The sequence below is a fragment of the Grimontia hollisae CIP 101886 genome (genome assembly GCF_000176515.1).
GTDB classification, from domain to species: Bacteria; Pseudomonadota; Gammaproteobacteria; order Enterobacterales; family Vibrionaceae; genus Enterovibrio; species Enterovibrio hollisae.
The window spans coordinates 186,256-211,998 of sequence record NZ_ADAQ01000011.1 but is presented as its reverse complement, the minus strand read 5'-3'; the positions used below and the strand labels follow the sequence as shown (position 1 = coordinate 211,998).

24 protein-coding genes, 4 tRNA genes and 1 pseudogene are annotated in these 25,743 nt (G+C 48.9%); 19 read left to right on the top strand and 10 right to left on the bottom strand.

Going from position 1 to position 25,743, the window contains the following annotated elements:
- The first annotated feature begins 68 nt into the window (after positions 1 to 68).
- From VHA_RS19010 to VHA_RS19290, 4 genes and pseudogenes are all read left to right on the top strand, one after another.
- The gene (locus VHA_RS19010) at positions 69 to 245 is read left to right on the top strand and encodes a hypothetical protein (protein WP_005503188.1); all 177 of its coding nucleotides are present in this window, start codon (positions 69 to 71) and stop codon (positions 243 to 245) included.
- A gap of 249 nt (positions 246 to 494) precedes the next feature.
- A complete protein-coding gene (locus tag VHA_RS07230; RefSeq protein ID WP_005503184.1) occupies positions 495 to 1,643 on the top strand; it encodes a hypothetical protein in 1,149 nt (382 codons plus the stop codon).
- A 447-nt stretch (positions 1,644 to 2,090) separates the two neighbouring features.
- On the top strand, positions 2,091 to 2,474 hold the full coding sequence (gene uraH / locus VHA_RS07220) for a hydroxyisourate hydrolase (RefSeq protein WP_040528435.1): 384 nt from the start codon (positions 2,091 to 2,093) through the stop codon (positions 2,472 to 2,474).
- Positions 2,475 to 2,501: 27 nt separating this feature from the next.
- Positions 2,502 to 2,658, top strand: a pseudogene (locus VHA_RS19290) (IS4 family transposase); the annotation flags it as partial.
- A gap of 101 nt (positions 2,659 to 2,759) precedes the next feature.
- On the opposite strand, the gene VHA_RS07215 reads toward VHA_RS19290, so the two are convergent.
- Positions 2,760 to 3,314, bottom strand: coding sequence for an outer membrane beta-barrel protein (locus VHA_RS07215; protein WP_005503181.1), 555 nt, complete (start codon positions 3,312 to 3,314; stop codon positions 2,760 to 2,762).
- 460 nt (positions 3,315 to 3,774) lie between these two features.
- On the opposite strand from VHA_RS07215, the gene VHA_RS07210 reads away from it, so the two are divergent.
- The gene (locus tag VHA_RS07210; RefSeq protein WP_005503180.1) at positions 3,775 to 4,023 is read left to right on the top strand and encodes a type II toxin-antitoxin system Phd/YefM family antitoxin; all 249 of its coding nucleotides are present in this window, start codon (positions 3,775 to 3,777) and stop codon (positions 4,021 to 4,023) included.
- An 11-nt stretch (positions 4,024 to 4,034) separates the two neighbouring features.
- Positions 4,035 to 4,379: a hypothetical protein gene (locus VHA_RS07205; RefSeq protein ID WP_005503179.1), complete on the top strand. Its 345-nt coding sequence runs from the start codon at positions 4,035 to 4,037 to the stop codon at positions 4,377 to 4,379.
- 10 nt (positions 4,380 to 4,389) lie between these two features.
- On the opposite strand, the gene VHA_RS18825 is transcribed toward VHA_RS07205, so the two are convergent.
- Entirely contained in the window at positions 4,390 to 4,611 is a 222-nt protein-coding gene (locus VHA_RS18825) for a helix-turn-helix domain-containing protein (protein WP_226926517.1), read from the bottom strand.
- Between VHA_RS18825 and VHA_RS19285 the strand changes: the two genes are divergently transcribed.
- From VHA_RS19285 to nspC, 4 genes are all read left to right on the top strand, one after another.
- A complete protein-coding gene (locus VHA_RS19285) occupies positions 4,504 to 4,947 on the top strand; it encodes a hypothetical protein (RefSeq protein WP_040528433.1) in 444 nt (147 codons plus the stop codon). The two genes, VHA_RS18825 and VHA_RS19285, sit on opposite strands and share 108 nt — an antisense overlap.
- Before the next feature lie 423 nt (positions 4,948 to 5,370).
- Entirely contained in the window at positions 5,371 to 8,274 is a 2,904-nt protein-coding gene (locus VHA_RS07195; protein WP_005503176.1) for a pyridoxal phosphate-dependent class III aminotransferase, read from the top strand.
- Positions 8,275 to 8,319: 45 nt separating this feature from the next.
- Entirely contained in the window at positions 8,320 to 9,564 is a 1,245-nt protein-coding gene (locus VHA_RS07190) for a carboxynorspermidine synthase (protein WP_005503175.1), read from the top strand.
- 65 nt (positions 9,565 to 9,629) lie between these two features.
- Positions 9,630 to 10,772 (top strand): carboxynorspermidine decarboxylase, encoded by a 1,143-nt coding sequence (nspC, locus tag VHA_RS07185; RefSeq protein WP_005503174.1) that lies wholly within the window; start codon positions 9,630 to 9,632, stop codon positions 10,770 to 10,772.
- Between the two features lie 37 nt (positions 10,773 to 10,809).
- Here the strand turns inward: nspC and VHA_RS07180 are convergent, their stop codons facing one another.
- From VHA_RS07180 to ltaE, 7 genes are all read right to left on the bottom strand, one after another.
- Positions 10,810 to 11,544 (bottom strand): DNA alkylation repair protein, encoded by a 735-nt coding sequence (locus VHA_RS07180; protein WP_005503173.1) that lies wholly within the window; start codon positions 11,542 to 11,544, stop codon positions 10,810 to 10,812.
- A 130-nt stretch (positions 11,545 to 11,674) separates the two neighbouring features.
- Positions 11,675 to 12,415, bottom strand: a complete 741-nt coding sequence (locus VHA_RS07175) for an SDR family NAD(P)-dependent oxidoreductase (protein WP_005503171.1) — start codon at positions 12,413 to 12,415, stop codon at positions 11,675 to 11,677.
- Positions 12,416 to 12,447: 32 nt separating this feature from the next.
- Positions 12,448 to 13,137, bottom strand: a complete 690-nt coding sequence (locus VHA_RS07170; protein ID WP_005503168.1) for a hypothetical protein — start codon at positions 13,135 to 13,137, stop codon at positions 12,448 to 12,450.
- 115 nt (positions 13,138 to 13,252) lie between these two features.
- A complete protein-coding gene (locus VHA_RS07165) occupies positions 13,253 to 15,631 on the bottom strand; it encodes a Lon protease family protein (protein ID WP_005503167.1) in 2,379 nt (792 codons plus the stop codon).
- Positions 15,632 to 15,810: 179 nt separating this feature from the next.
- Positions 15,811 to 16,578: a 3-hydroxybutyrate dehydrogenase gene (locus tag VHA_RS07160; RefSeq protein WP_005503166.1), complete on the bottom strand. Its 768-nt coding sequence runs from the start codon at positions 16,576 to 16,578 to the stop codon at positions 15,811 to 15,813.
- A gap of 84 nt (positions 16,579 to 16,662) precedes the next feature.
- Complete coding sequence (locus VHA_RS07155) at positions 16,663 to 17,589, bottom strand: DUF808 domain-containing protein (RefSeq protein WP_005503165.1); 927 nt, start codon at positions 17,587 to 17,589, stop codon at positions 16,663 to 16,665.
- Between the two features lie 83 nt (positions 17,590 to 17,672).
- The gene (gene ltaE, locus VHA_RS07150) at positions 17,673 to 18,683 is read right to left on the bottom strand and encodes a low-specificity L-threonine aldolase (RefSeq protein ID WP_005503161.1); all 1,011 of its coding nucleotides are present in this window, start codon (positions 18,681 to 18,683) and stop codon (positions 17,673 to 17,675) included.
- Between the two features lie 148 nt (positions 18,684 to 18,831).
- Here ltaE and VHA_RS07145 point away from each other — a divergent pair, with 148 nt between their 5' ends.
- Complete coding sequence (locus VHA_RS07145; RefSeq protein WP_005503159.1) at positions 18,832 to 19,563, top strand: sulfite exporter TauE/SafE family protein; 732 nt, start codon at positions 18,832 to 18,834, stop codon at positions 19,561 to 19,563.
- An 83-nt stretch (positions 19,564 to 19,646) separates the two neighbouring features.
- On the opposite strand, the gene VHA_RS07140 is transcribed toward VHA_RS07145, so the two are convergent.
- The gene (locus tag VHA_RS07140; protein WP_005503157.1) at positions 19,647 to 20,690 is read right to left on the bottom strand and encodes an ABC transporter substrate-binding protein; all 1,044 of its coding nucleotides are present in this window, start codon (positions 20,688 to 20,690) and stop codon (positions 19,647 to 19,649) included.
- A 401-nt stretch (positions 20,691 to 21,091) separates the two neighbouring features.
- Here VHA_RS07140 and VHA_RS07135 point away from each other — a divergent pair, with 401 nt between their 5' ends.
- From VHA_RS07135 to VHA_RS07100, 8 genes are all read left to right on the top strand, one after another.
- On the top strand, positions 21,092 to 22,375 hold the full coding sequence (locus tag VHA_RS07135; protein ID WP_005503156.1) for an NAD(P)/FAD-dependent oxidoreductase: 1,284 nt from the start codon (positions 21,092 to 21,094) through the stop codon (positions 22,373 to 22,375).
- 113 nt (positions 22,376 to 22,488) lie between these two features.
- On the top strand, positions 22,489 to 23,097 hold the full coding sequence (locus tag VHA_RS07130; protein ID WP_005503153.1) for a 2OG-Fe(II) oxygenase: 609 nt from the start codon (positions 22,489 to 22,491) through the stop codon (positions 23,095 to 23,097).
- 89 nt (positions 23,098 to 23,186) lie between these two features.
- Positions 23,187 to 23,795, top strand: a complete 609-nt coding sequence (locus VHA_RS07125) for an alpha-ketoglutarate-dependent dioxygenase AlkB family protein (protein WP_040528690.1) — start codon at positions 23,187 to 23,189, stop codon at positions 23,793 to 23,795.
- A gap of 157 nt (positions 23,796 to 23,952) precedes the next feature.
- Positions 23,953 to 24,026, top strand: a tRNA-Cys gene (locus tag VHA_RS07120).
- A 148-nt stretch (positions 24,027 to 24,174) separates the two neighbouring features.
- A tRNA-Met gene (locus tag VHA_RS07115) sits at positions 24,175 to 24,251 on the top strand.
- Between the two features lie 32 nt (positions 24,252 to 24,283).
- Positions 24,284 to 24,359 (top strand) — tRNA-Gly (locus VHA_RS07110).
- 65 nt (positions 24,360 to 24,424) lie between these two features.
- Positions 24,425 to 24,501: transfer RNA gene (locus VHA_RS07105), tRNA-Met, on the top strand.
- Positions 24,502 to 24,724: 223 nt separating this feature from the next.
- Complete coding sequence (locus VHA_RS07100) at positions 24,725 to 25,657, top strand: DHH family phosphoesterase (RefSeq protein WP_040528431.1); 933 nt, start codon at positions 24,725 to 24,727, stop codon at positions 25,655 to 25,657.
- The last annotated feature ends 86 nt before the right edge of the window (positions 25,658 to 25,743 follow it).

Here is a 25,743-nt window from a genome sequence, read left to right as displayed (position 1 = left end):
CCCTCTGACCATCACGGTCTACGCCACCCCAACAACAATCCGCTACGCGCATTTGGTGTGGCACCGTCATGGCCACAGGCGCGGTCTTGTCATCGTTCGTCATTCTGGCCCTGTTTGTTTTTCAACCCCTTCCCCAGGCTTGGGGCGCGATGCTTCGCAACGCTATGGGCGACGCACCGCCTTTGAAAAAGCACAAAGGCCGTGCGGCAGCGCGGGTTGGTCGCGGTGGCTTCACGCTTGTTTGATTTTTACGCAACGCTTCCCGCTTGGTTAAAGTACATCGGATTTAACCGACTCAAAGTAAGAGAGGCGGACGCAGCCTTATCTCAACTGCTCCGCATTTCAAATTAATTTTTCATTTAAATTTCAGTTAATTAAAAAATTTTACAATACCCTGACAAAAATCAATAACATTTTACTGGCAGGGTATGTATCTGCATGATATTAAATAATTCTCCACTGCAATATCGCAACATTTGTTAAGGGAATATTAAATGATTAATGTAAACACATCGCCCATAAATTATGTCACTGACGCTGATGCAGCGATTGAAGGAAACCACAAAGATAGAAAAGTTACCCTGCAATACAGTGATGAAGCGGAGGTGCTGACACCGCCTTATGTGTTAAATGATTTGTATTCATTTGTTGAGATAAAGAAGAAGGAAATAAGGCAAGCTGTAGAAGACGCTGCCGAACTCAATAAGGAGCAAGAAATATCAAATTCGCTGCAAGATGCAATTATTGACTCATCACAAAAGTTAGAGTTCTATAAGGCCTGGACTGACGGTGGAAAAAATGTTATTTCCCCCATTCTTGAGATGATGCTTGAGTCTATATTAAAAGATGAAAGTAACACTAAAAAGAGTGAAGATCTTATGCAGATCATGGTCTTTGATATCCTTCTAAATAAAGAGAAGTGGGGGTTAAATCTCGGAGACTTGAATGCAGGTGGCATTGATGCAAATAAGTATTTTGGTTATATAACCGAGAACTTTGGCTCAGGTATGCACAATAATTATGCAGGTAAGGACGCCGACACGCCAGAAAAAATAATAAATTGGTTTTTGGATACGGTATTGCCGAAATTAGAGGGTAAGGTTCCTGAAAACTCCCTGTCTTACAAAATTATGCAGTATTTTAAATCTGAAGGAAATAAAACAGAGTTAAAAAATCTGGCCAAAAATTATGATGTAAAAGATTCTATCAGCCACACTGAATCAACCTCTACTCACGTTTCACCGGCCCTGAAGCTGTTTTTATTGGGGCAGGGCGCAGCCACAGGGAAAGTCTCTTCAGAAAAATGGGGGGAATTTATTGCTGGAGACATAAAGACCATCAAAGAAATTCTCGGTATCACTGGCGAAGGAAAGAAATCCTTATCGGATTGGTTAGTAAATGAAAAAATCGGCTGGACATACGATACAAGTGGGCAGCTGGATTATAATCAGGGCCATGAGGGCGGTATACCAATTGAAAAGCTGTCCGAGTTTTTTGAGAAATTTCCGTCCCGTATATTAACCGATGAGGAAATGTCATCAATAAACAGGACTGGTGACAATGTGAAAATGATCATGCAAACATTAAAATATTGGTTTCAAATATTGCGTGATGAGAAAATGGCAATAGCCAGAAACATTTAACTGAATTTATATAATAATAAGGTGAGAGCATGGCTTGTAATGTATGTTCAGTCTGTTTCAGATAAAAAATGACACACATATTATTATACTCTCACCTTATAAACCTTTCTTCAAAGATCTTGTCTGGGTTACCCTGAGATTGAATGTATTAAGGAACATTGATCTCAGATGGACGTTGGGAATGCCCATAAAACAAATCACCTATCCGATACACACAGAAGGCGCGTGAACAATCATGGCCTTCGAGGGTTATCAACACTAACGCTTTTGACTCACCGATGTGTAATGTCTGTTTTTTGTACAACCCACTCATCTGGTTAAGGTATTTGAGTCTTGTTAATATGACAAGTGTCACGTTGATGATTTATGAAATGAAATTTTCCTACTCTGCTCCAGGTCATTATTGGGGTCATCAAATGACACAATGTTGAAGAAGGAGAATGGCTTATGAAACTAACAGCTGCATTATTAACCTTGACGACCGTCGTCTCTACATCCGCATTAGCAGACATCAGTGTTCATGTATTAGATACCAATAAAGGTATGCCCGGACGAAATATTGAAGTTTCATTATATGAAAATGTGGGTGATAACTGGAAACTTATTGATAAGCAAACAACGGATGAAAATGGTAGAGTTAAAAAATTTGATTTTGGTGAGTCGTTAAATTATAGAGTTGTCTTTGATGTTAAGCAGTTTTTTAGTTCAAAAAATGTAGACGCTTTTTATGAACAAATACCTGTTGATTTCAAAATAAAAAATAAAAATGAACACTACCATATTCCTCTTTTATTGAGTCCATATGCATACTCTACATATCGCGGTAATTAAAGGGGAAATGGACACTGGGTATGAGTAACGACCTTACCGGCTTCAGGCTTTAAACCCGTCCACTTGGTTAACTGTACCGGAAAAGGATGCAGATAGCGGACACCTTCCGTGATTTAAAAAGCCGGGTCTATGGTGTTGGTCTGAGACAAAGCCGTACCGCTGTCCGAAGCGATCCGACATCATGCGGACGTCCTGTCTAAATGGTGAAGAAATAAAGCCTTTTTTTGCTTCTCGTTCCGCAGGATTGTGGAACGAGAAGCGTTGATTTAGGTGAAAAATGTGAGGTTAAAATTTCACATGTGCGCCAAAGACGACGCCGCCAGCACTAAAATCGCTATTTTTTGCATAATTATATTCTAAGTTCAAACCAAAGTGTTCGAACCCCCAAGCGATCCCCCCGGCGACTTCACCACCAAGGCTTGAGTCGTCATAATCCTGTTTATGGCCAGTGTTTCTGTCTTTTACCGTGTAGCTCAGCGTGTAATAGGTAAGACCTCCTTTACCATAAAGCTCAAAGCCTGCTCCCAGTGGGTAGCTTGCATAGCCAGAAATTCTTGGGCCACCGAAACCGGCATCTGTGACTTCTGTAATAGGGCTGGTCAGCATAGAAGCGAAGCCATCAAAACCGCCTTTATAGCCTGCCTCAATACCCCAATTGGTATCTACCATGTATCGATAATAAATATCTCCTATGAAAACATCGCCGTCTTCTTTATTGTGTGCGACGTCATAATTGCTACCACCATAACCAAAATCTGCACCAATGATATGCTTTGTCTGGGCATTCGCGGTCATTGAGAGTGTTGCGAGCAGACACACTGAAGCATATTTGTAAAGCATAGAAACTCCGACTATCTACATAAAAAGGATTTATTTTTTACAAAGTAGAGAGGTGGTGCTCAATAAAAAATGGCTGTGATTTCATGTATTATTGAGAATATTTGTTACATCGAGCGGGGGTAATTTGTGACTTTTGGTGAAGTTATTAGTCAAGTTACTTATTGAGCACAAAATTTTCACCATGTTGATTTGGCAATGTACGATGCCCGTGCTTTTGTCCTGCGATAGTCCCGCATTAGAAAAGTCTATATTCAGACTGAATTTGAACCTTATGGTGTTATCAGCTAGGCTTACTCGGTAAACCTTTGGAATTCACATATACCGAACGTATTGATATTGAATGTCGTGTGAAGTCCGTGTTGACGGTGTTGTCTCGTATCAGAGCCGATGAGAGTTTGACGCGAGCGCCCAGTGTACGCTGGAAAGTTCAGTGAGCAGGATCAGGGTAGGAGCTAAGGTAATGACAGTTGAAACCATCAGTTATCTGAAGAAAAATGCCGCCAATCTCCCGTTGGATGAGCCGATGATCATTACACAAAATGGCGTACCGGCTTATGTCATTGAGTCGTATGAAGCGCGTAAAAAACGTGACGAGGCGATTGCACTGTTAAAGCTGGTCAGCTTTGGGAAAAATGACAAAAAGGACGGTCGGGTCTCTTCCTCTTCTTCCTTTAGAGAACGGTTAGCGAAGCGTAAACAAGATCGCTAAAGGGGAAAAGCATGGCGGTTGCCATTGAGTACACTGTTGCTTTTGAACAAACGGCCGATCTGGCTATCGGTCATTTTGCTGAGTACACCTCCGAACGCCAGGCGATTGAAAAAATTGAATCCGTTCTGGATCGGTTTGAAGAGACGGTGAGTGTCGATCCGTATATTTATGTGCGTTCCCCGTCTTTGCTGGCGCTTGGGATCACCGACGTGCGCGAAGCCAATATCGACGGCATGAGGCTGCTGTATGACGTCGATGAGCGTGATGACACCATCGTGGTGACAGGGCTTATTTTGCTGAGCCAGAAACAGAATGTTGAAGCGCAGCTGGTCAACTACTGTCTGATTTACAAGTAACCCCATACCTCTAAGGCTTGGGATTTAGCGCCAAAATCCTACACACCTGCGATCGGCTGTAGCCGGTCGCCTCCGCAATCTCTCTCAGGCTGAGCCCTTTCTCTCTGTAGCTTTTCACTTTCTGGTGCCGTTCGATGTCAGGCTGTTTGCCTTTGTATTTGCCAGCGGCCTTGGCGGTTTCGATGCCCTGGCGCTGACGTTCTCTTCTTGTTTCGTAGTCTTTTCTGGCCATGGCGGCCATCAGCTCTATCAGCATGTTGTTAATGGCATCGCCAGCGTCATACCTTGGAATGGTGCCAGTGCGCGCGTGAGACTCAAAGACGGCTATCGTGTGACAACTAAGGCAAGCTATCGTCCCCGTGTCGGTTGGGTTGTAGAAGGAGAGCTTAGCCGAGAGCAGGTGAGTGGTGTGGGTGATAAATGTTATAGGGGTTATCGAATCTTTGCTAATTTGAAAAAAATACTTGAGTTCAAAAAAGCGGCTATGTTACCTTGCGCGACAATCTCGAACAAAGAGTTTTCGGGACACACGCGGCGCAATGTTGAAGAAGTTGTCGCCGCACCGTAGGTATCAGGGAATGGTTCTCTGATAGAAGGGCATTAATAGCGCTGTCTGGCTCAAGCTAAGCCGGGGCATATTGAGGAACCCAACAGTGATTAAATATTACCACCACTTCAGCTTCGTCTTACCGAATAGCAGTATTATTACTGAGCCTTGATCCTTCCGGCCAAAAGAGACGCATACCATACGTTTAGAGCGATACTCCTACGACATGATCGTGATGCTTTGCCGTCTTTGTTTTGCGTGCTCAAACACACTCAGGTTTCCGCCAACATCGCATGACGCGATTTGACGGGTAATTCCCGACATCGTCGGGGGTGTGCTACGCCGTTCAACTGCCGAGTGAGCCCATTTTGCATCGTATTGTTGCAGGGGACACTACACACAAATTTGCAGTGAATGGTGGGTAAACATGGAAGATCAAACGCAATGATTAACTTTCCCACTGAAACACAGGATGTGCTGAAAGCCAGCCCAATCCCTGTGATGCAAGGCCTTCATGATCTGACGCCTGATGAGTTGCTGCTCAGTCAGGAGCATTACGAATCCGAGGTCCGCTCCTATCCCCGCCGGTTGCCGGTTGCTATCGCAAAAGCCTATGGTGCTTTGGTTGAAGACAGTCGAGGCCAGGTATATCTGGATTGTCTGGCAGGTGCAGGTACCCTGGCGCTGGGGTACAACCACCCTGAAATCAACCAGGCATTGGTTGAACAGCTTCATGCCGGTATTCCTTACCAAACCCTGGATATCACCACACCTGCCAAAGATGCCTTTATCCGTGAGTTGATGGCGTTTCTACCGCAAGATTTTGCAGAAAATGCCAAAGTCCAGTTTTGTGGCCCGTCGGGCGCTGATGCGGTTGAAGCGGCGATTAAACTCGCCAAGCAAACCACGGGACGCAACACCATTGCCGCTTTCCATGGTGCGTATCACGGCATGACCAATGGCACCATGGCGTTGATGGGGAACTTGGGCACCAAAGCACGCCGGCAGGGTTTGATGGCAGATGTTCACTTCCTGCCTTTCCCTTACGATCTGCGCTGCCCATACGGCCTTCATGGTGAGCAGGGCGTGCGTCAGGGACTTCGCTACATCGAACGTATGCTGGCCGATGATGAAAGTGGTGTGCAGAAACCTGCTGCCATTATCGTTGAACCAGTGCAGGGTGAGGGCGGTGTGATTCCCGCACCGGCGTTTTGGCTCAAGGAGCTTCGCCGCATTACCGAAGAAAACGGCATTTTGCTGATTTTTGATGAAATCCAGTGCGGTATCGGTAAAACCGGATCCCATTTCGCGTTTGAAGATGCGGGTATCACGCCAGATATTCTATGCCTTTCCAAAGCGGTTGGCGGCGGTCTGCCGATGTCACTGCTGGTGTTTGATAAGTCTATTGATACCTGGCTACCGGGCGAGCACACAGGTACATTCCGTGGCAATCAGCTTGCGATGGTTTCTGGGGCAAAAGCCATGGAAATCATCCGTCGCGACAACCTTGCCCAGCAAGCCAAAATCACCGGGGATTACCTGCGCCGGGGCTTGGAGAAAATTGCAGATAACACCACCTGTATTGCGGAAGTGCGCGGAAAAGGCCTGATGCTGGGCATAGAAATTTGCGATCCCAAGGGCATCAAGAACAAATTTGGTGAGCCGCAATCTGCCCCTGAGCTGACGGTAGCTATACAGCGTGCAGCGCTTGAACGCGGTTTGATCATCGAGAAAGGCGGACGTGATGGCTCGGTGCTTCGTTTTCTGCCGCCCATCATTATTACCTTCGAACAAATCGATTTTGCGCTGAAAGCACTGAAAGACGCCATTGAATCTCTGGTTGAGCCCAAACAAGTTTCTCAGCCAATGGATAGCATCCAGCAAAGCTGGCGCAATCACTTCATTCACGTTGGCAAGCATGGTGCTGATGGTTTTGAATCTGCAATGAACCAGAGCACACAGGCGTTGAAGAAACTGTTTGAGAGCACAGATTCGCCTTATAGCGGTCTGGAGCCCATGGTGTTGCAATCGCAAATTCGTCACGCTCAGTTGGGTGAGAACCCACAGCCACTGAGCGAGGTGATCGATGAAACAACGGCGCTGATTGGTAAAAACTCAATCATTGTCCAGCACCCGCACTGTATTGCACACCTGCATACGCCTCCCATGTTGCCCGCCGTTGCTGCAGAAGCCTTTATCACGGCATTGAACCAGTCAATGGATTCCTGGGATCAGGCAAGTGCTGCGACGTTTGTAGAACAGGAAGTGACAGACTGGCTTTGCAGGCGTTTTGGCTTTGACGACAACGCAGACGGTGTTTTCACCAGTGGTGGCACACAGAGTAACCTGATGGGCCTTCTGATGGCCCGCGACCACATCATCCGCCAAACCAGCGGACACGACGTACAGAAAGACGGTTTGCCGCAGTATGCCGACAAGCTTCGTGTGATCTGTTCTAAAAACGCCCATTTCACCATGCAAAAATCGGCTTCCTTATTAGGGCTTGGCGAAAATGCGGTGGTGTGTGTCGACACCTACAGCGATGGCACCATCAGCACTGAATCTGCGGAAGAAGCGATAGCATCATTGAAAGCAGAAGGCTTGCTCCCGTTTGTGATTGCCGGCACAGCGGGCACCACAGACAATGGCTCGATAGATGATCTGGATGATGTTGCCAATCTGGCCGAAAAACATGGGCTATGGATGCACGTCGATGCCGCGTATGGCGGGGCATTGGCACTCAGCCGCCACCATGCCCGGCTGGAAGGAATTGAGCGTGCAGATTCGGTGACGGTCGATTTCCACAAAATGTTCTTCCAGCCTATCAGCTGCGGTGCTTTGTTGTTGAAACATAAAACGCACTTCGACTATATCCGTCATCATGCCGACTACCTCAACCGCGAAGAGGATGTGTTGCCAAACCTGGTGGACAAATCCATCGCCACGACGCGCCGTTTCGATGCACTGAAAGTATGGATGACACTGCAAAATGTTGGCCCGCAGGCATTGGGTGCGATGGTTGACCACCTGTTGAATCAGACACAGCAAGTGGCAGATATGATCAATCATCGTCCTGATTTTGAATTGCTGGCGGTGCCTTGCCTGTCCACCGTGTTGTTCCGTTACACCGGCGCTGATACCACGCTGGATCTGGACTCGCTTAATAAGCAAATCCGTTTGGATGCGCTGGTGCAAGGCCGTGCTGTTGTCGGCGAAACCATTGTCGATGGCAAGGTTGCACTGAAACTGACACTGCTCAACCCCTGCCTGTCTCTGACAGATTTTGAGCAACTACTTACAGCACTTGAAGGACTGGGAAGCGATATTGCCAAACAGGCTTCTCTTTAATGGTTTATTGGGCTCTGGAACCCGAATTTTATAAAGGAATTTAACATGGCTGTTTTACAAATTGGTGCTGGTGGGGTCGGCTGGGTGATTGCGCATAAAGCCGCGCAAAACAACGATGTATTCGGGGATTACACCATTGCATCACGCACTGTCAGCAAGTGTGAGGCGATCATTGCATCTATCAAAGGCCGTAACAACCAGAAAGATACCCGCTACAAACTGGAAGCCCGTGCAGTCGATGCCGATGATGTAGAAGCGCTGGTGGCACTGATCAACGATGTGAAGCCAGATTTGGTGATTAATGCCGGACCTCCTTGGGTCAACATGGCCATTATGGAAGCTTGCTACCAAACCAAGACGTCGTATCTGGATACGTCCGTGGCGGTGGATTTGTGCTCTGAAGGGCAACAGGTGCCACAAGCCTATGACTGGCAATGGGCGTATCGCAACAAGTTCGAGGAAGCGGGTATCACCGGTATTTTGGGGGCAGGCTTTGACCCCGGTGTGGTGAGTGTTTTCGCGGCTTACGCCTACAAGCACCTGTTTGATGAAATTGATACTATCGATGTGATGGATGTAAACGCTGGTGATCATGGTAAGAAGTTCGCTACGAATTTTGACCCTGAAACTAATATGCTGGAAATTCAGGGCGACTCTTTCTACTGGGAAAATGACGAATGGAAACAAGTCGGCTGTCATACCCGCATGATGGAGTTTGATTTCCCGCTGGTCGGCAGTCACAAGGTGTACTCCATGGCCCACGATGAAGTGCGTTCGCTGAAAGAGTTTATCCCGGCTAAACGTATCGAGTTCTGGATGGGCTTTGGTGATCGCTACTTAAACTACTTCAACTGCATGCGCGACATTGGCCTGTTAAGCCCCGATCCCATCACACTGCAAGACGGCACCGTGGTTGAGCCGCTGAAAGTATTGAAAGCACTGCTGCCTGACCCAACCTCACTGGCGCCGGGTTACACCGGAAAGACCTGCATCGGTACCTGGGTTCAGGGCAGGAAAGATGGCAAACAGCGTAGCGTGTTCGTATATAACAATGCAGATCACGAGGTGGCTTATAAAGATGTAGAGCATCAGGCGATTGCGTACACCACCGGTGTGCCTGCGATCACTGCGGCCTTGCTTTATTTCAAGGGGGAGTGGAATGGCAAGGGCGTGTTTAACATGGAGCAGCTTGATCCGGATCCGTTCCTGGAGCTGATGCCTTCAATCGGTCTGGATTGGGGGGTTGAAGAGCTGGAACCTGGCGAGCCGGTTATCAATATCCTGAAATAAGCACAGCCTTAATGAATGCCTGTATAACAGTGTCTGTTATGCAGGCTTTTCTCTAGAGAGAGACCATGAATCCAACAGAATTAAAAACCCCTTACTTTCTGATTGAAGAAGATAAGCTGATAGAAAACCTCGAGAAAGCGAAGCGCCTTAAAGAATTGTCCGGCGTGAAACTGGTGCTGGCATTGAAATGCTTTTCGACCTGGGGGGTGTTCGACATCATCAAACCCTATCTTGATGGCACCACAAGTAGCGGCCCTTTTGAAGTGAAACTGGGCTACGAAACCTTTGGTGGTGAAACCCATGCCTATAGTGTCGGCTACAGCGAAGATGATGTACGCGACGTTGCTGATATCTGCGACAAAATGATCTTTAACAGCCAATCCCAGCTCACCGCTTATCGCCATCTGGTAGAAGGAAAAGCGTCGATTGGCTTGCGCCTGAATCCGGGTGTCAGCTACGCTGGGCAGGATCTGGCGAATCCGGCGCGTCGCTTTTCCCGTCTGGGGGTGCATTTCGACCAGATTGACCCTGGAATATTTGCGACGCTCAATGGCGTCATGTTCCACATGAACTGTGAGAACAAAGATGTCGATGCCTTTACCAGCCTGCTGGATGCAATCTCTGAAAAATTTGGCAGCTACCTCAATCAACTGGAATGGGTGAGCCTCGGGGGCGGGGTGTTCTTTACCTGGCCGGGTTATGACCTTGAAAAGCTCGCCGCAGCTCTGAAAGCCTTTGGTGAGCGCCATGGCGTGCAACTGTATCTGGAGCCGGGTGAAGCCATCATTACCAAGACAACGGATTTGGTCGTGACGGTGGTGGACATTGTCGAAAACGAGGTAAAAACAGCGATTGTTGACAGTGCCACCGAAGCCCATCGACTGGATACCTTAATCTACAACGAGCCGGCCTCAATTGCTGAAGCGAATGATACCGGTGAACACACATACGTGATTGGCAGCTGTTCCTGTCTCGCAGGTGACCAGTTCTGTGTGGCGAACTTTGACCACCCGTTAAAGGTCGGTCAGCGTCTTCACATTATGGACAGTGCTGGCTACACCATGGTGAAGCTGAACTGGTTTAACGGCCTGCGAATGCCGTCTGTGTATTGCCGACGGAGTAACGGTAAAATCCAACTGCTGAATGAATTTGACTATCAGGATTTCAAACGCTCGTTGTCGCGATGGTCTGTGAGCGATGGTCAGTAAAGTGCTACATGATCAATGAAGCGATAGGTGAGGGAGCTCAGGCTCCCTTATCTGTTACGGTCTGGGGGCTGATGCCAGTCAGATAGCGTTGCCTTTCTTCTGGCGTCATTTTTTCTATGGCGTAACGCAACATAGTACGTGGCATGTCTTTAACATGCTGGTCCAAAAATGTCTTTAACTGCGTGGGGTTGCGCTTACCCATTTCCCGTAGCATCCAGCCACACACTTTATGAATTAAATCTTCTTTATCATGCAGCAATTTTTCAGCAAGTTTTAGGGTGTCTTCAAACTGGTTCTGCCGGATAAACGTGAAGGTTGCCATCATGGCGATACGTCTCTCCCAAAGGTTTTTTGATTCAGCCAATGCATAGAGAATCGAACGGTCTTTATCGAGAAGATACCCCCCAACGATGTGATGGGCAGAGCTGTCTACCAAATCCCAGTTGTTAACCAGCCTTGTCCGGGAAAGGTAGAAGTCAAAGATCACCTTCTGTTGCTCATCGTCCGCTTTTTTGAACTGCTCCGACAACATGATAAGCGCCAGCAGCCGGATCTCATGCCATTCACTCTCCAATAACAGAGAAACCGTTTTTAGCGATGAAGACTTGTGCTTTTTTGCCAGTTCTCTGATGACAGGAACACGAATACCGATAAATTTATCGCCTTCGCCATACTCCCCCGGCCCGGTTTTAAAAAAACGGGCTGAATGTTCGGCAATCTTGTTATCGCCCAGCCGTTTTGCTTCGCCAATAATTTGTTGTGCGTGTTCCATGTTTTTCCCCACCAGACACAGTATAACGATGGTTTTTTAGAGTCTACGGATGCATTCTACGCGATCCACTTTCGCCAAGAACTCAGGACAATATACAGTACGGGCATCAGGGTGGATGGGGCTGATAACATTACGTCAGGCTCAACCCACCATCAATCACCAGCGTGTGACCGACAATATATTTTGCCTTATCAGAGCTTAGCCAGAAGATTGCATCGGCGATCTCCTGAGCTTCAGCAAACCGTTGACAGGGTACCTGGCTTTCTACGGTTTGGCGCAGTGACGCGCCCATTTCAGCTTGCTTTTGTTCCCAGCGGGGCGTCCAGGTGACACCCGGCGCGACACCGTTAACGCGAATGCCCTTGCGGATGGCCTCAATAGCCACTGAGCGGGTGAGACCCTCCAATCCGTGTTTGGTACCTGAATACATGGCTGCATTTGGGGTGGGGCGAATACCATTCACTGAACTGACGTTGATAATCGACGCTCCTTCTTGCATGAGTGGCAATTCGTAGCGAAGGCAAAGGGCTGGCACCCAATAATCGCTGATCATGGTGCTGTAAAGCGCGTCGATGGGCAGGCCAGCGTAGTCACCGCGTGATTCCAGCAAGGGAGAGGCATTGTTAACGGCGATATCCAAATGGCCATAGTTTTCGCGGATGTATCCGAAAAAACGATCCACCTGATGTACGTCTTTCAAATCCAACGGGAGGTAATCGACCGCCGAGAGTTGCGGAAACGTTGCCAGCGCCCGATTCCATTTCTCTTCGTTTCTGGAGCAGGTGATCACTTTGTAGCCTGCCTGATGGAAAGAAAGCACGACCTCGAGGCCAATACCACTGCTGCCGCCGGTGACGAGAACTATTTTCATGTGTGCTCCGGTTCTGCGTGGGTGTTGCCTGGTTAGCGGTGCTTGAAGATGTCGTCCACCATGATGCGTTGTGTTGTGCGGACATGACGTTGCTCTTCGTGCTCGTCATTGAACTGTTGCTCGCCAAGCATGATCAGAATGTCAAAGAAATACCGTACGCTACCTCTTTGATTATTCATTGTTTTAAGCATAGCATCGCAAAAAACATCTGGTGCGGAATGGGTCAATTCGGATGCAATTTTCCCGATTTGCTGGCAACAATAGACTGTCCGGGTTCGGTCTGCGGTATGGGCATAGCTGATGCACAACGACCATGGTTCGCTGCGCAGCGCATCCCAGATCCCGTTGGCGACCTCCAACCTGATATCCAAGGGAGTATTGGCCAGCGCCCGAAGATAAAACCGATGTTTTTTCCGTTTCATTTTCTTCATTACCCGCTCTGAGGTGACATAGGACTTGGTCAGCACGGGCATGGTGATCAGATAGATCAGCAGCGTGGCCGCCAGTGTGGCGATAAAGAAAATGTCGTCGGTTAAGCCAAAGTAATAACAGGAAAGGGTTGTAATGGTCGCAAACAGCATAAATGCACCGGAGATAAGCAGACGTGCATACCATTTTGCTGTAGCGACATAGCTCGGTGCCTGTTGTTTGATGGACGAAAACGACACCCCTTTGAAGGTAAGTTCCGGGTGTTCTGGGATAGGGAATTGTTCTTGGCGCATGACAATCCTCCATCAGCCAATTCAATATAATTAACACCTTACTGCCTTTGGCGATAAATGCGTGACTTTAAGTTAAAAAGTGAGAAGAAATACTACGAAAAACCGCTGGTTTAACTTATTCAGGTTTATCACTTTTCTTGCGCAGTGCATCCAGTTTCATTGCCGCTTTATGTAGCACTGTGTCAGATTTAAACCGCCCTTTGCTGTCAGGCTTACCTGCTGCCAGCCCGGTAAAAAGCTCAACCGCTTCGCTCACGTGGTCAATCGCATAAATGTGGAATTTCCCTTTTTCCACCGCATGGATAACATCTTTTCGCAGCATCAGGTTATGGACATTGGCACGGGGGATAATCACGCCCTGACTCGATTTTGGCCCCTTTATGGTGCAGACATCGAAAAAGCCCTCAATTTTCTCGTTCACACCACCAATGGGCTGCGCCTGACCAAACTGGTTCATGGAGCCGGTAATTGCTAAATCCTGGCGCAGTGGCACACCGGAAATGGCGGAAATAATCGCGCAAAACTCTGCCATAGACGCACTGTCCCCATCCACGCCGCCATAGGACTGTTCGAAAGTGATCCTTGTAGTCAGTGGGATTTTTGCCTGTTTACCCAGCAGCGAAGAAAGGTAGGCGGTAAGGATCATCACCCCTTTGGAGTGAATACTGCCGCCGAGCTCAACGCTGCGCTCAATATCCAGCACGTCACCGTCGCCAAATGCCGTGGTTGCTGTGATACGGTTTGGTGCACCGAAGCTGAAGTCGTTGGTGGCCAGCACTGAAAGCGCGTTGACCTGACCCACGGCTTTGCCTTTGGTATCAATCAAGGTCGTGCCAGTAGTAAAGCCTTCCATGACATGGTCTCGAAGGCGACTGACCCGCATATCACGGCTTGCCAGTGCTTTTTCTACGTGAGAAGCCCGGATGATATTGGCGTTGCTGACTTTGGCCTGATAGTTGGATTCACGCAGCAGGTTGGCTATGTCTGCTGAGTGCAGGGACAACTTGTCCTGATCGCCAGCCTGACGGCTGCTGTGTTCAATAATGCGGCCAATCGCACCCGGGTCGCAGTGCAGCAGGCTGTTGTCATGGCAGATGCTGGAGATGAATTTGGCATATTTCATCTCACTGTCATCGTTTCGTGGCATGTCATCTTCAAAGTCAGCGGTGACGCGAAACAGTTCACTGAATTCAGCATCGTAGTGCTGCAACAGCTTATAGGTTTGGTAGTCACCAAACAGGATGATTTTGACATCCAGTGGGATGGGCTCCGGCTCAAGCGAAATGGTGCCACTGAGTGTGATTTCACGCTCCAGTGAGCTAAGACTCGCTTTGCGGGAGCTGAGCGCACGTTTTAGGCCATCCCACACGTAGGGACGCTCCAGCACTTTCACTGCGTCAATCAATAACACACCACCGTTTGCGCGATGAATACTGCCGGGGCGGATCAATGAGAAATCGGTAAAAACCGTGCCTTTATAGGTGGCATTTTCCACATAGCCGAAAATGTTGTGGTAGGTCGGACTGTCTTCCACCACCACGGGCGGCACATTTTTGTCCTGGCTGACTAATACATTGACCTGATAACGCCGGGGCAGCTTTTTGTCGAGTGCGGCATAGGCGAGGGCAGCCTGCTCTTCGCTTTCTTGCAGGAAGATATCCAGATTTTCGAGAATATCGGCCTGCATTTCTTTGAGGTATTTCTTCACTTGGGGCAGATCAGAATAGGCATCTACCAGCTTATCCATATGGTGGGAAATGGCTTCGTTGGCAATTTCCTCGTCCAGTTTCTGCTGTTTCTCGGCATAGGTTTCTTCCCATTCTGTCAGCTTGCGCACCAGACCGCGTAACTGGATTTCCAGATCGCGTATCGCGGCATCGAATTGCTGCTGCTCTTTGGTGGAAAGTGCATTGAACGTGTCTTCGGTATGAGGCTCTTCACCGTTCAGAGCAATAAACTGGTAGTCACCAGATGTGGTAATCGACAGGCTGACACTTTGCTGTTTGGCCTCCTGGCTCAATTGTGCCAGTGCCCCTTCCTGCATTTCTGCCAGACGGTTTTTCAGTGCATCGGCCCGTGAGTAATACATCTCGTTGTCGAAAGCGAGTTGCAGCGATTTTCCGAGACGTCCCATCAGCTTTTCGATGTCTTTTTTCAGTTTCAGACCGGTGCCAGCAGGGAGTTGCAGCACCTTGGGAACACGGGAGTCCTGGAAATTGGCAACATAACACCAGTCAAAAACAGGGTGGGTATACTGCCAGTGGCGGTTGAGGTAGCGCATGACCATGGTGCGCTTACCAAGACCATTCTGGCCGACGGCATAGATATTGTATCCCTTTTCCTTGATCGACATGGCAAACTCAACGGCTTGACGGGCACGATCCTGACCGACGATTTCATCAAGTGGCTCAAGGTGCTTGGTAGAGGAAACGTTAAGTTTGCTCAGTTGTGAAGTGCGATAGAGCTTGTCACTGGTTAAAGGCAAATGTGGCATTACGCTCTCCTTACACAGTATGGCTTAACAGATCCTAGTGTAGCGCTGATAACTTACTGATTTTGAGATAAAGAATCAGGGAGATGTCGGCAATGTGGGCTGGCGCACTTTATTCACGGCAGAATGGTGAACAAGTGCGCAAAAAATAAACGGCGCTATAGGCTTTATCGCCGCCGGATTCAGTGCGCTGTCCAGCCGCCGTCGATTGCAATCGCCTGGGCTGTGATGTTCTTCGCCGCAGGAGAAGCAAGGAACATCGCCGTTTCCGCAAGCTCAGTGAGGGCGATAAAGGCTTTTTTCGGCATGGGCTTGAGCATGATGGTATTGATCACTTCTTGTTCGGAAATACCGTGGTTATCAGCCTGGGCCCTGATTTGGTTGTCTACTAATGGGGTTTTGACATAGGAAGGGCAAAGGGTGTTGATGGTGACGTCATGCCCGGCGCTTTCCAGCGCGATGGTTTTCGCAAATCCCAGCAGGCCATGTTTGGCGGAGACGTACGCCGATTTATAAGGCGAGGCAACCAGACTGTGGATGGAGCCGACATTGATAATACGCCCAAAGTTACGCGCGTACATCGAGGGCAGAAACGCTTTGGTTAGCATAGCGGGGCCGCACAGCAAGATATCAATGATCAGGCGCCATTTTTCTTCGGGAAACTGTTCAAGCGCAGAGACAAACTGGATGCCAGCATTGTTTATCAATATGTCGACAGGGGCATCAACACGGGAGGGCGCAGAGGCCAGTTGCCCCGAATCGGTGACATCCAGTTCGAGCCCTTTTACATCAACATCAAACTGGTTTGTGAGGGTATTAACGGCATTTTCCAACGCTTCGCTGTTGATGTCGGAAAGAGTGACTTTGTACCCTGCCTGGGCAAAGCCCTTCGCCATGCCAAACCCAATCCCACTTGCCCCACCTGTCACAAGTACATGTTTTGCCGCCATTTCTGCTTTCCTTTTTGTTGGCTGGATTTCCAGCATTAAGCGTAGACAAGGTTGTGGCAATTTGTCATCGCGCGTAAATCCAGCTCAGGGGGTGATGGGCTTGAGTTTGTTAAATAAGTTCATCAGGCCAACAAGAATCAGACCGGCAATCAAGCCAATCAGTCCATTGAGCAGCGTGGGAACCAGTGCGGAGATCACCGCGCCAATGCTGGGGATTAGGGCCGTTTCCTGTACGGCGTCGGTGATGAGCTCCGATAACACATGCACCCCGTGGGTGAGTATACCGCCACCGACCAAAAACATGGCGACAGTGCCAACAATGGAGAGCCCTTTCATCAGGTAGGGCGCGAAAGAGAGTAACCCGCGCCCAATGGTCTGTTTAACACGGCCTGCTTTCTGACTCAGGTACAGGCCTGCATCATCAATCTTGACGATGATCGCCACCAGACCATAAACACCGATGGTCATCAGGAAGGCGATGCCAAACAGGGTAAATACCTGGGTCAGGAAACTGCTTTCAGAGACCACGCCAAGGGTGATGACGATGATTTCAGCAGACAGGATAAAATCGGTCCGGACAGCACCTTTAATTTTCTGTGCCTCATACTCGGCGGCATCCAGTGTGGCGGCATTGAAGTCCTCAGCGGGCTTTTCAGCAGGCTGGTCGTCTTTTTTATGGAAGAAGGTGTGCAGCACTTTCTCTGCCCCTTCGTAACAAAGAAACAGGCCGCCGAGCATCAGGAGTGGCGTAATCAGCCAGGGAGCCACCGCGCTGATAGCCAGCGCGGCAGGCACCAGTATCAGCTTGTTGAGAAAAGAGCCTTTTGCCACCGCCCACACAACGGGCAGTTCGCGGTCTGCGTTTACCCCGGTGACTTTTTCTGCATTCAGCGCCAAATCATCGCCAAGTACGCCGGCGGTTTTCTTGGCGGCGATTTTGCTCATCACGGATACGTCATCGAGAATGGTCGCAATATCGTCAAGCAGGGTTAATAAACTTGCGCCAGCCATGGTTACTGTTCTCCCAATAATAAACAGAAGCAATAAAATAAACAGAGGCGGATAACCGCCCCTGACTCCCGGCAATGCGTGCTTTATAGCAACCCATCAATAGCCGTTAACAGTGTGTCGATATCGGACTTTGTCACATCTTTGTGGGTCACGAACCGCATGGCTTTGTGCGAGGGTGACACCAAAATGCCTTGTTCTTTCAACGCGGTTGCGATGGCATGGATATCAATGTGTGGAGCGACATCGGCATAAACAATGTTGGTTTGAACCGGGTAGATAAAAGTGTTGAACCCAGGGATTGTTCCAAGATTTTCAGACAGATAGCGAGCGTTGTCGTGATCATCTTTGAGACGTTCTACATTTTCAGTCAGGGCAATCAAGCCTGCCGCTGCCAGAATACCGGCCTGCCGCATACCGCCACCCACCATTTTACGCAGGCGCCGCGCACGCTGGATGTAGTCAGCATCGCCCAATAGTAGGGAACCGACGGGTGCGCCCAGACCTTTCGACAGGCAGATGGTCATCGAATCAAAATGTTGGCTGATTTCTTTGATATCGACGTCCAGTGCGACAGCGGCGTTATAGACCCGGGCACCATCCAAGTGGAGTTTCAATTGGTGGGTATCCACAAACTCGCGGGCCTTGGCCAGATACGTCAGTGGCAGCACTTTTCCGCCAATGGTATTTTCCAGGCTCAGTAGCTTGGTTCGGGCAAAATGTACATCATCAGGTTTGACGGCGGCCGCCAGTTTTTCAAAGCACAGTGTGCCGTCTTTATTGTTCTCAATGGGCTGTGGCTGGACTGACCCCAGTACCGCTGCGCCGCCAGCTTCATATTTATAGTTATGTGCCTGCTGGCCGCACAAATATTCGTCACCACGGTCGCAATGTGCCAGAATACCCAGCAAGTTTGCTTGGGTGCCTGATGAGGTAAATAGTGCTGCGTCGAATCCGTGGCGCTCAGCAGCCCATTGTTCCAGTTCATTGACCGTTGGGTCGTCGCCATAGACATCATCCCCCACGGGGGCAGTTGCCATGGCTTCGCGCATTTTCTGGTCAGGTTGTGTCACGGTGTCTGAGCGGAAATCAATCATTCTTATCTGTCCTGATTACGTCTATGATCGCATGGGTGAACCTAAGAGGTTACTCTTCATTGGCGAAAAAGTAATGACAAAACATCATCAATCATTACGTCGTCCATAACACAAGTACAGTTTGGCCAACAGTAAAATAGGGGTTTCCATGGAATGGTCTTGGCTTTTTATCTCCCTTGCTTGTCTGGTGACAGGGTTTTCCAAATTTTCAATTGGCGGACTGGGACTCGTCATCCTGCCCCTGATGATGCTCGCCTTCCCTGGGCCTGAGGCACTGGGTGTGATTGTGCCACTTTATTTGCTGACCGATGTTATTGCGGTGTTGACTTATCGCAAGAACATCAATTGGCCGGTGCTGTTCAGGCTGATCCCGTTTGGTGCTGTTGGCGTGGCGCTGGGCACAGTGGTATTGGGCAGCATTGATGCCCGCACGTTTATGACGATGCTCGGCGTATTGATTTTGGGTTTGCTTGGTCTGTCTATTTGGCTTGATTACCGCCCACTTCCTATTTTTACCAACAGTTATGCCGCCAGTGTGGCCGGTATGCTTTGCGGATTTGTCGGTGTGCTTGCCAACGCTGCCGGCCCGTTGATGGGGCTGTTTCTCCTTGAACAGAAAATGGATAAATCTGCCTATGTGGCAACACGTGTCTGGGCGTTTATGACACTCAATATGATGAAGCTGGTGGGTCTGGTCAGTCTGGGTCTGGTGAATGCCGAAACCCTGCAGGGGAGTGCAGTAGGATTACCGGCACTGTTTGTGGGGATGTTTATTGGCTATAAGGTGTTTGCCCGCATTTCTGCCGATCAGCTGAAAGTGATTGTTCGCGGCGCGATTTCATTAAGCGCGGCGCATATGCTGTTTTTTAAATCCAACTGAGTTAATCGTTTAGACAGAAGAAAAGCCTAGATGCAGAAAAACCGCGGTGAATCCGCGGTTTTCTTTTGGGACAAATGCTGCAATCAGCTTTTCAGCAACTGCCAGTAACGGTTGTAGATCTTGACAGCGTCGCCCACATCGTTGGTGAATTCGCCTTTTTCAACATCCTCGTCAGACGGGAAGATCACGTTGTTTTCTGTGTATTCCGCTGACAGTTTTTCCTTGGCGCGCTTACTTGGTGCCGGGTAACCCAGTTCTTCTACCATCGCCGCCTGATTTTCAGGGCGGTACATGAAATCGATGAACTTGTGGGCCAAATCCACTTTCTCCGCACCTTTCGGAATGATGAAGTTATCCATCCACAGGATTGAGCCTTCTTCTGGGTAAACGAACTGGATATTGTCCATTTCAGCCTGCGCCAGATACGCATTCCCATTCCACTGCTGGCCGATACCAACTTCACCGGTAACAAAAGGTACGTGTGGTGCATCTGAGTTATAGACCACGACATTCGGACGCAGCGTTTTCAGCATCTCATAGGCTTCTTTGATTTCTGCTTCGTTGGTGGTGTTAATGCTGTAGCCTTTGGCTTTCAGTGCCATCCCGAATACATCGCGTACGTCGTCAAGCAATATGATATGGCCCGCGAATTCAGGCTTCCACAGATCGGCCCATTTGGTGACTTTACTGCCGTCAACAATATTGCCGTTGTAACTGATCGCCGTCACACCCCACACATAGGGTAGGGAGTAGTCGTTGTTTTTATCGAAGGGCTGGCCCATCAGACCAGGAATAATGTCCTTAACATGCGGGATCTTCGATTTATCGATTTTCGCCAGCATGCCTTCGTTGCTCATTCGCTGGATAAAGTAGGTCGACGCAAACGCCAGATCATACCCTTTACCATCAAGCAACTTCAGCTTGGTATACATGGATTCATTGTTTTCAAACGTTGAATAGTTAACTGTGACACCGTACTCCTTTTCAAACGCCTGAATCACGCCCATTGGCATGTACTCGGCCCAGTTGTAGATGTTCAGTACTTCATTGCTTGCGGAAACGTTGAAAGAAACTGTTGCGGTAAGTGCGATGCTTGCCGCTTTCACCCCTTTAAGATATTGGTTCATTGGTTTTTATCCTTAAGTGGCATACCCAAACTACCTTAAGGCGCAGGCCCCCTCTCCCAGGGAACAGCCTACGGGCCAAGAGGCACTGCTCCGAAACCAGTCCGTTGGTGTCGTCATTAAGTAGCGACCATCGGTTTAACCCGTCATTCTCAGTGAAAAGCACCTTGAGGTAGTTTGGGTAGATACCAAGCTGAAAATTGAGCGCGCATCATTAAAAGATTTACCCTCCCTGTCAATGGAAATCCGGTTGAAAAAGTAACAAATTGTGCGCCAGTCGCAGCATCAATAGGTTACGTTATGCGCACCGTTTTCTAAGCGCAAGAATCCCTTGCTTGCGGTATGGCTTAGTGCGAATATTCGCCATCTTTTTTGTCACCCATTGAGTAGGATTGAATCGCGAGATGGCGAAAGAACACGGGTATATTGATAGCTACTATCAGGCCACGGCAAACTTGTTGCCGCTGCAACCAACACTGACCAGTGACATTCAGGCGGACGTTTGTATTATCGGCGCCGGTTTGACAGGGACAAACGCCGCCATCGAGCTTCGTAAGAAGGGGATGAGCGTTGTCGTACTGGAATCCCAGCGTATTGCGTTTGGTGGCTCGGGCCGTAACGGTGGTCAGGCGCTGGTGGGGTATTGTCTGGGTCTTCGTGAAGTCGATGAAGAATACGGCCCGGAGTGGGGTAAGCAGCTTTGGGATTTGTCGGTTGAATCTGTCGATATCATTCGTGAGCGTATCCGTGAATTCAACATCGACTGTGACTTCCAGCAAGGTTATATCGAGCTTGCGCTGAATAAAGGTCAGGAGAAAGAGCTTAAATCCTGGCATGCCTTAAAACATGGCCGTTATCAGTACCCAGTGGCAGAGTGGTGGGATACCGACAAAATCGAGCAAGTGGCACATACCCGCCGCTACCTTGGCGGTCTTTTTGACCCAAACAGCGGTCACCTGCATCCTTTGAATTATACCCTTGGTTTGGCGAAAGCCGCGATTTCTGTCGGGACGGAGATTTATGAAAACAGCCCGGTGATCAAACTGGAGAAAGGCGCAGGTTACAACAAAGTAAAAACCGCGAAAGGCAGTGTAAAAGCCAAGCAGGTATTGCTGGCATGTAACGCCTACCTTGATGGCTTGCACCGTAAGGCGCAATCAAAAGTCTTGCCAGTTGCGTCTTACATTGCGGTCACAGAGCCTCTGGGTGATCGCCAGCCAATCAGTAACAAGATGGCGATGTCAGATCTGAACAACTGTCTGGACTACTATCGCCCGACGGCGGATGGGCGCATCCTGTTTGGTGGGGTCAACCATCCGTTCAACGGTGAATACCCAGACAGTCAGGAGCGTCTTCGCCAGCGCATGCTGAAAGTGTTTCCACAACTGTCAGACGTGAAAATGGACTACCACTGGGGAGGCTTGTTTGCCGTTACCCGAAGCTACATGCCCGAAATCTCGCATTTGGGCAACGATATCTACACTGCGCATGGTTACACTGGTCATGGCGTTGGTTTAACCAACATTGCTGGCCGTGTCGTTGCAGAAGCGATGGCAGGGCAGGCGGGGCGTTTTGATGTGTTCTCCCGTATTCAACATGGCTGGATCCCGACGCCGAAAGTGCTACGAAAACCTGTGCTGGCGCTGGCGATCTGGAAAGCCAAAATAGAAGATGCGCTCGCCAGATAATGGCCCATCAAATCACGATGAGATTTTTAAATTCTTTCCATTAATTCTGTGATTTGAAGCGGCGCACAGACAAGGGGTAGAGTCTCTGCCCCTTGTATAAAAAGGTGCTGATAATGAACACAGAAACGCTTATAGACGCACTTCATACCCAGGGTTGGTACGTGTGGGATGACTTCCTAAGCGCAGAAGAAGTCAAACAACTTCGCGAAGCGATTCCTGAAAACATGAAACCTGCTGGCATTGGACGACATCAGCAGCACCACACCAACACCCAAATACGTAGTGACAAAATTTCCTGGCTGGAACGCGGCAAACATCCTGCCTCGGATGACTTTCTTTCTCGAATGGAAGTGATAAAGAATGATGTTAACCGCCACTTCTTTTTAGGGTTGTTCGAATATGAAGCACACTTTGCACGGTATGACATCGGTGATTTTTATCAAAAGCACCTTGATACGTTCGGTGGTCGCTCCAACCGTCGTTTGACCACGGTTATGTACCTGAATGACGACTGGGCCGATGAAGATGGGGGGGAGATTGTGATTTACGACAGTAACGACCATCACCTGACTACACTCTGGCCTAAGGCCGGAAGACTGCTGGTTTTCCTGTCGGAAGAGTTTCCGCACGAAGTGCTGCCGACCAATCGCGAGCGCTACAGCATTGCCGGTTGGTTCCGTGTCAACGGTATGCGTGACAACCGGGTTGACCCTGCCAATTAAGCCTGCCTTAATATCGTTTTGCCTTATAGCGATACGCGCAGGGGCAAAGCGATATGTTTCACCATGTTCCCTTTATCAAGGAGGGTAGTGTGCGTCAGGGCGATCTTTTTCAGGAAACCGGTTGGATAGACCTGCCCGGCGCGACGTTGTTTTGGGCGCCTGATTTTTTCTCACCTTCGCAAGCTGAATCCATCTTCCAGCAATTGCACCGGTCTTTGCCCTGGCAGCAGCTCCCCATCACGATGTATGGTCGCGACGTCCTTCAACCCCGTTTGCAGGCATGGTTTGGTCATGCGTATGCCTATTCGGGTTTGCAGTTGAAGGCCGCACCGATGCCCCCTGCACTTGTTGCGTTAAAATCCCAGTGCGAACAGGTGGCCGGTATTGAGTACAACTCGGTATTAGCAAATCTTTACCGAGACGGCTCGGATTATATGGGATGGCATCAGGACAATGAAGTCGAGTTAGGTCAGGAGCCCAGTATTGCCTCACTCAGTTTTGGTGAAACCCGGCGCTTTGTTTTACGTCATTTGGACACGGGAGAAAAGCGGGAATTTGAATTAGGATCCGGTTCTCTGCTGATTATGGCAGGTAAAACCCAGATTTCTTGGCAACATGCTGTGCCTAAAACTGCAAAATCAAGGGGAGCGAGAATCAACCTTACTTTTCGGAATATTAAATTCCCAGCGAGATCCTGACCAAATAAGGCTAAATATGGTCGATTTATGTCGTCTTTGCCGTGATTTTGAGCGAATGAACTTTTTTTTCAAAAATTGTGTTGACTAGATCACGCGAATCCGTAGAATGCGCACCGTACCACGACGGAAGGTAACTTACTGAAGTGGGGCAAACAAAGGCGCGTTGGCAGAGTGGCTATGCAGCGGATTGCAAATCCGTGGACCTCGGTTCGACTCCGGGACGCGCCTCCATGATGCGATACTCGCTCAGTTTGTGGAGCGCAACCTTTTTCGACCTTCACCTGAGCCTTGAAGGCTAGGGATGTCATGTGTCGCTTCAAATGTTACCGGCTAGGTCGGTAACAAAAAGTCGACATCGTACTTTAAACGGTGAATCGGACGCGGGATGGAGCAGTCTGGTAGCTCGTCGGGCTCATAACCCGAAGGTCGTTGGTTCAAATCCGGCTCCCGCAACCACTTTCAGTTTATTCGGCGATGCCGGATAGCATGCGACACTAGCTCAGCTGGTAGAGCGCAACCTTGCCAAGGTTGAGGTCACGAGTTCGAACCTCGTGTGTCGCTCCAAATACTTGTTGACGACTTGTTCGGTAACAAAAAAGTCGACATCGTACTTTAAACGATGAATCGGACGCGGGATGGAGCAGTCTGGTAGCTCGTCGGGCTCATAACCCGAAGGTCGTTGGTTCAAATCCGGCTCCCGCAACCACATTCAAGGGCCCAGTCTTCGGACTGGGCTTTTTCGTTTTTCACATCCGCACTTTGATTGCACTGATATCGACATCCTCCGAGATTTTTCTTCACTGTACCCTGTGCAGGATATTGTTTCTTCTTCAAGTTGCACAATCGGGCATTCGTCTTATTCTTAAGAAATATGTGGAATAACAAGAAAACCATCAAGGGGTGAAGCCCTTTTTTGAGGGAGTGTGGTTATGCCAGAAAGACGATACCGTCTTATCACGAGAAGTGACTTCGACGGACTTGTGTGTGCGGTGCTGTTAAAGCACATTGATTTGATTGATGACATCAAGTTTGTGCATCCAAAGGATATGCAAGACGGGGTGGTTGAAATTACCGAATACGACATCACCACTAACTTGCCTTACACCCCGAATGCACACCTATGTATTGACCACCATGCCTCTGAAATGATCCGCAATCAGGCGCTGAATACCAACCACATTATCGATCCAGATGCTCCCTCCGCAGCGCGTGTGGTTTGGAAACACTTTGGCGGTAAAAACACCTTCCCAAGTGACTGGGATGAGATGATGGAAGAGGTTGATAAAGGAGATTCGGCACAATATACCAAAGACGAAGTGCTGTACCCCACAGGGTGGTGTCTGCTGAACTTTATCATGGACTCCCGGACCGGTCTTGGCCGCTTCAAGAACTTCCGGATCTCTAATTATGATCTCATGATGGATTTAATCGATTATTGCAAAGATAAATCTATTGATGAAATCATGGCGCTGCCGGATATCAAAGAACGTGTTGACCTTTATTTCAGCCATCACGAAAAATTTCAGGCGCAAATCCGGCGCTGCGCATCAGTATGTGGAAACCTCGTGCTGCTGGATCTTCGCCGGGAAGAGACAATATGGGCAGGTAACCGCTTTGAAATCTATGCACTCTATCCGCAGTGCAACATTTCTATCCATGTCCTGTGGGGGTTCCAAAAGCAAAATACCGTTTTTGCATGCGGTAAGTCGATCTTTGATAAATCTTCCCAAACTAACATTGGTGAGCTCATGCTGAAATATGGCGGTGGTGGTCACGAAAATGCAGGCACCTGTCAGGTTCCTAATGAAATGGCAGCCCGGGTAGAAGACGAACTTATCGTCAAGATTAATCAGGACGGTTAATCTACCTCAGATGTTTTGGGAGAAAGAGGGAGCTTTTCGAAAGACACGCCCCTCCATCTGTTGTGGATGAAGTTACGGATCTGTGG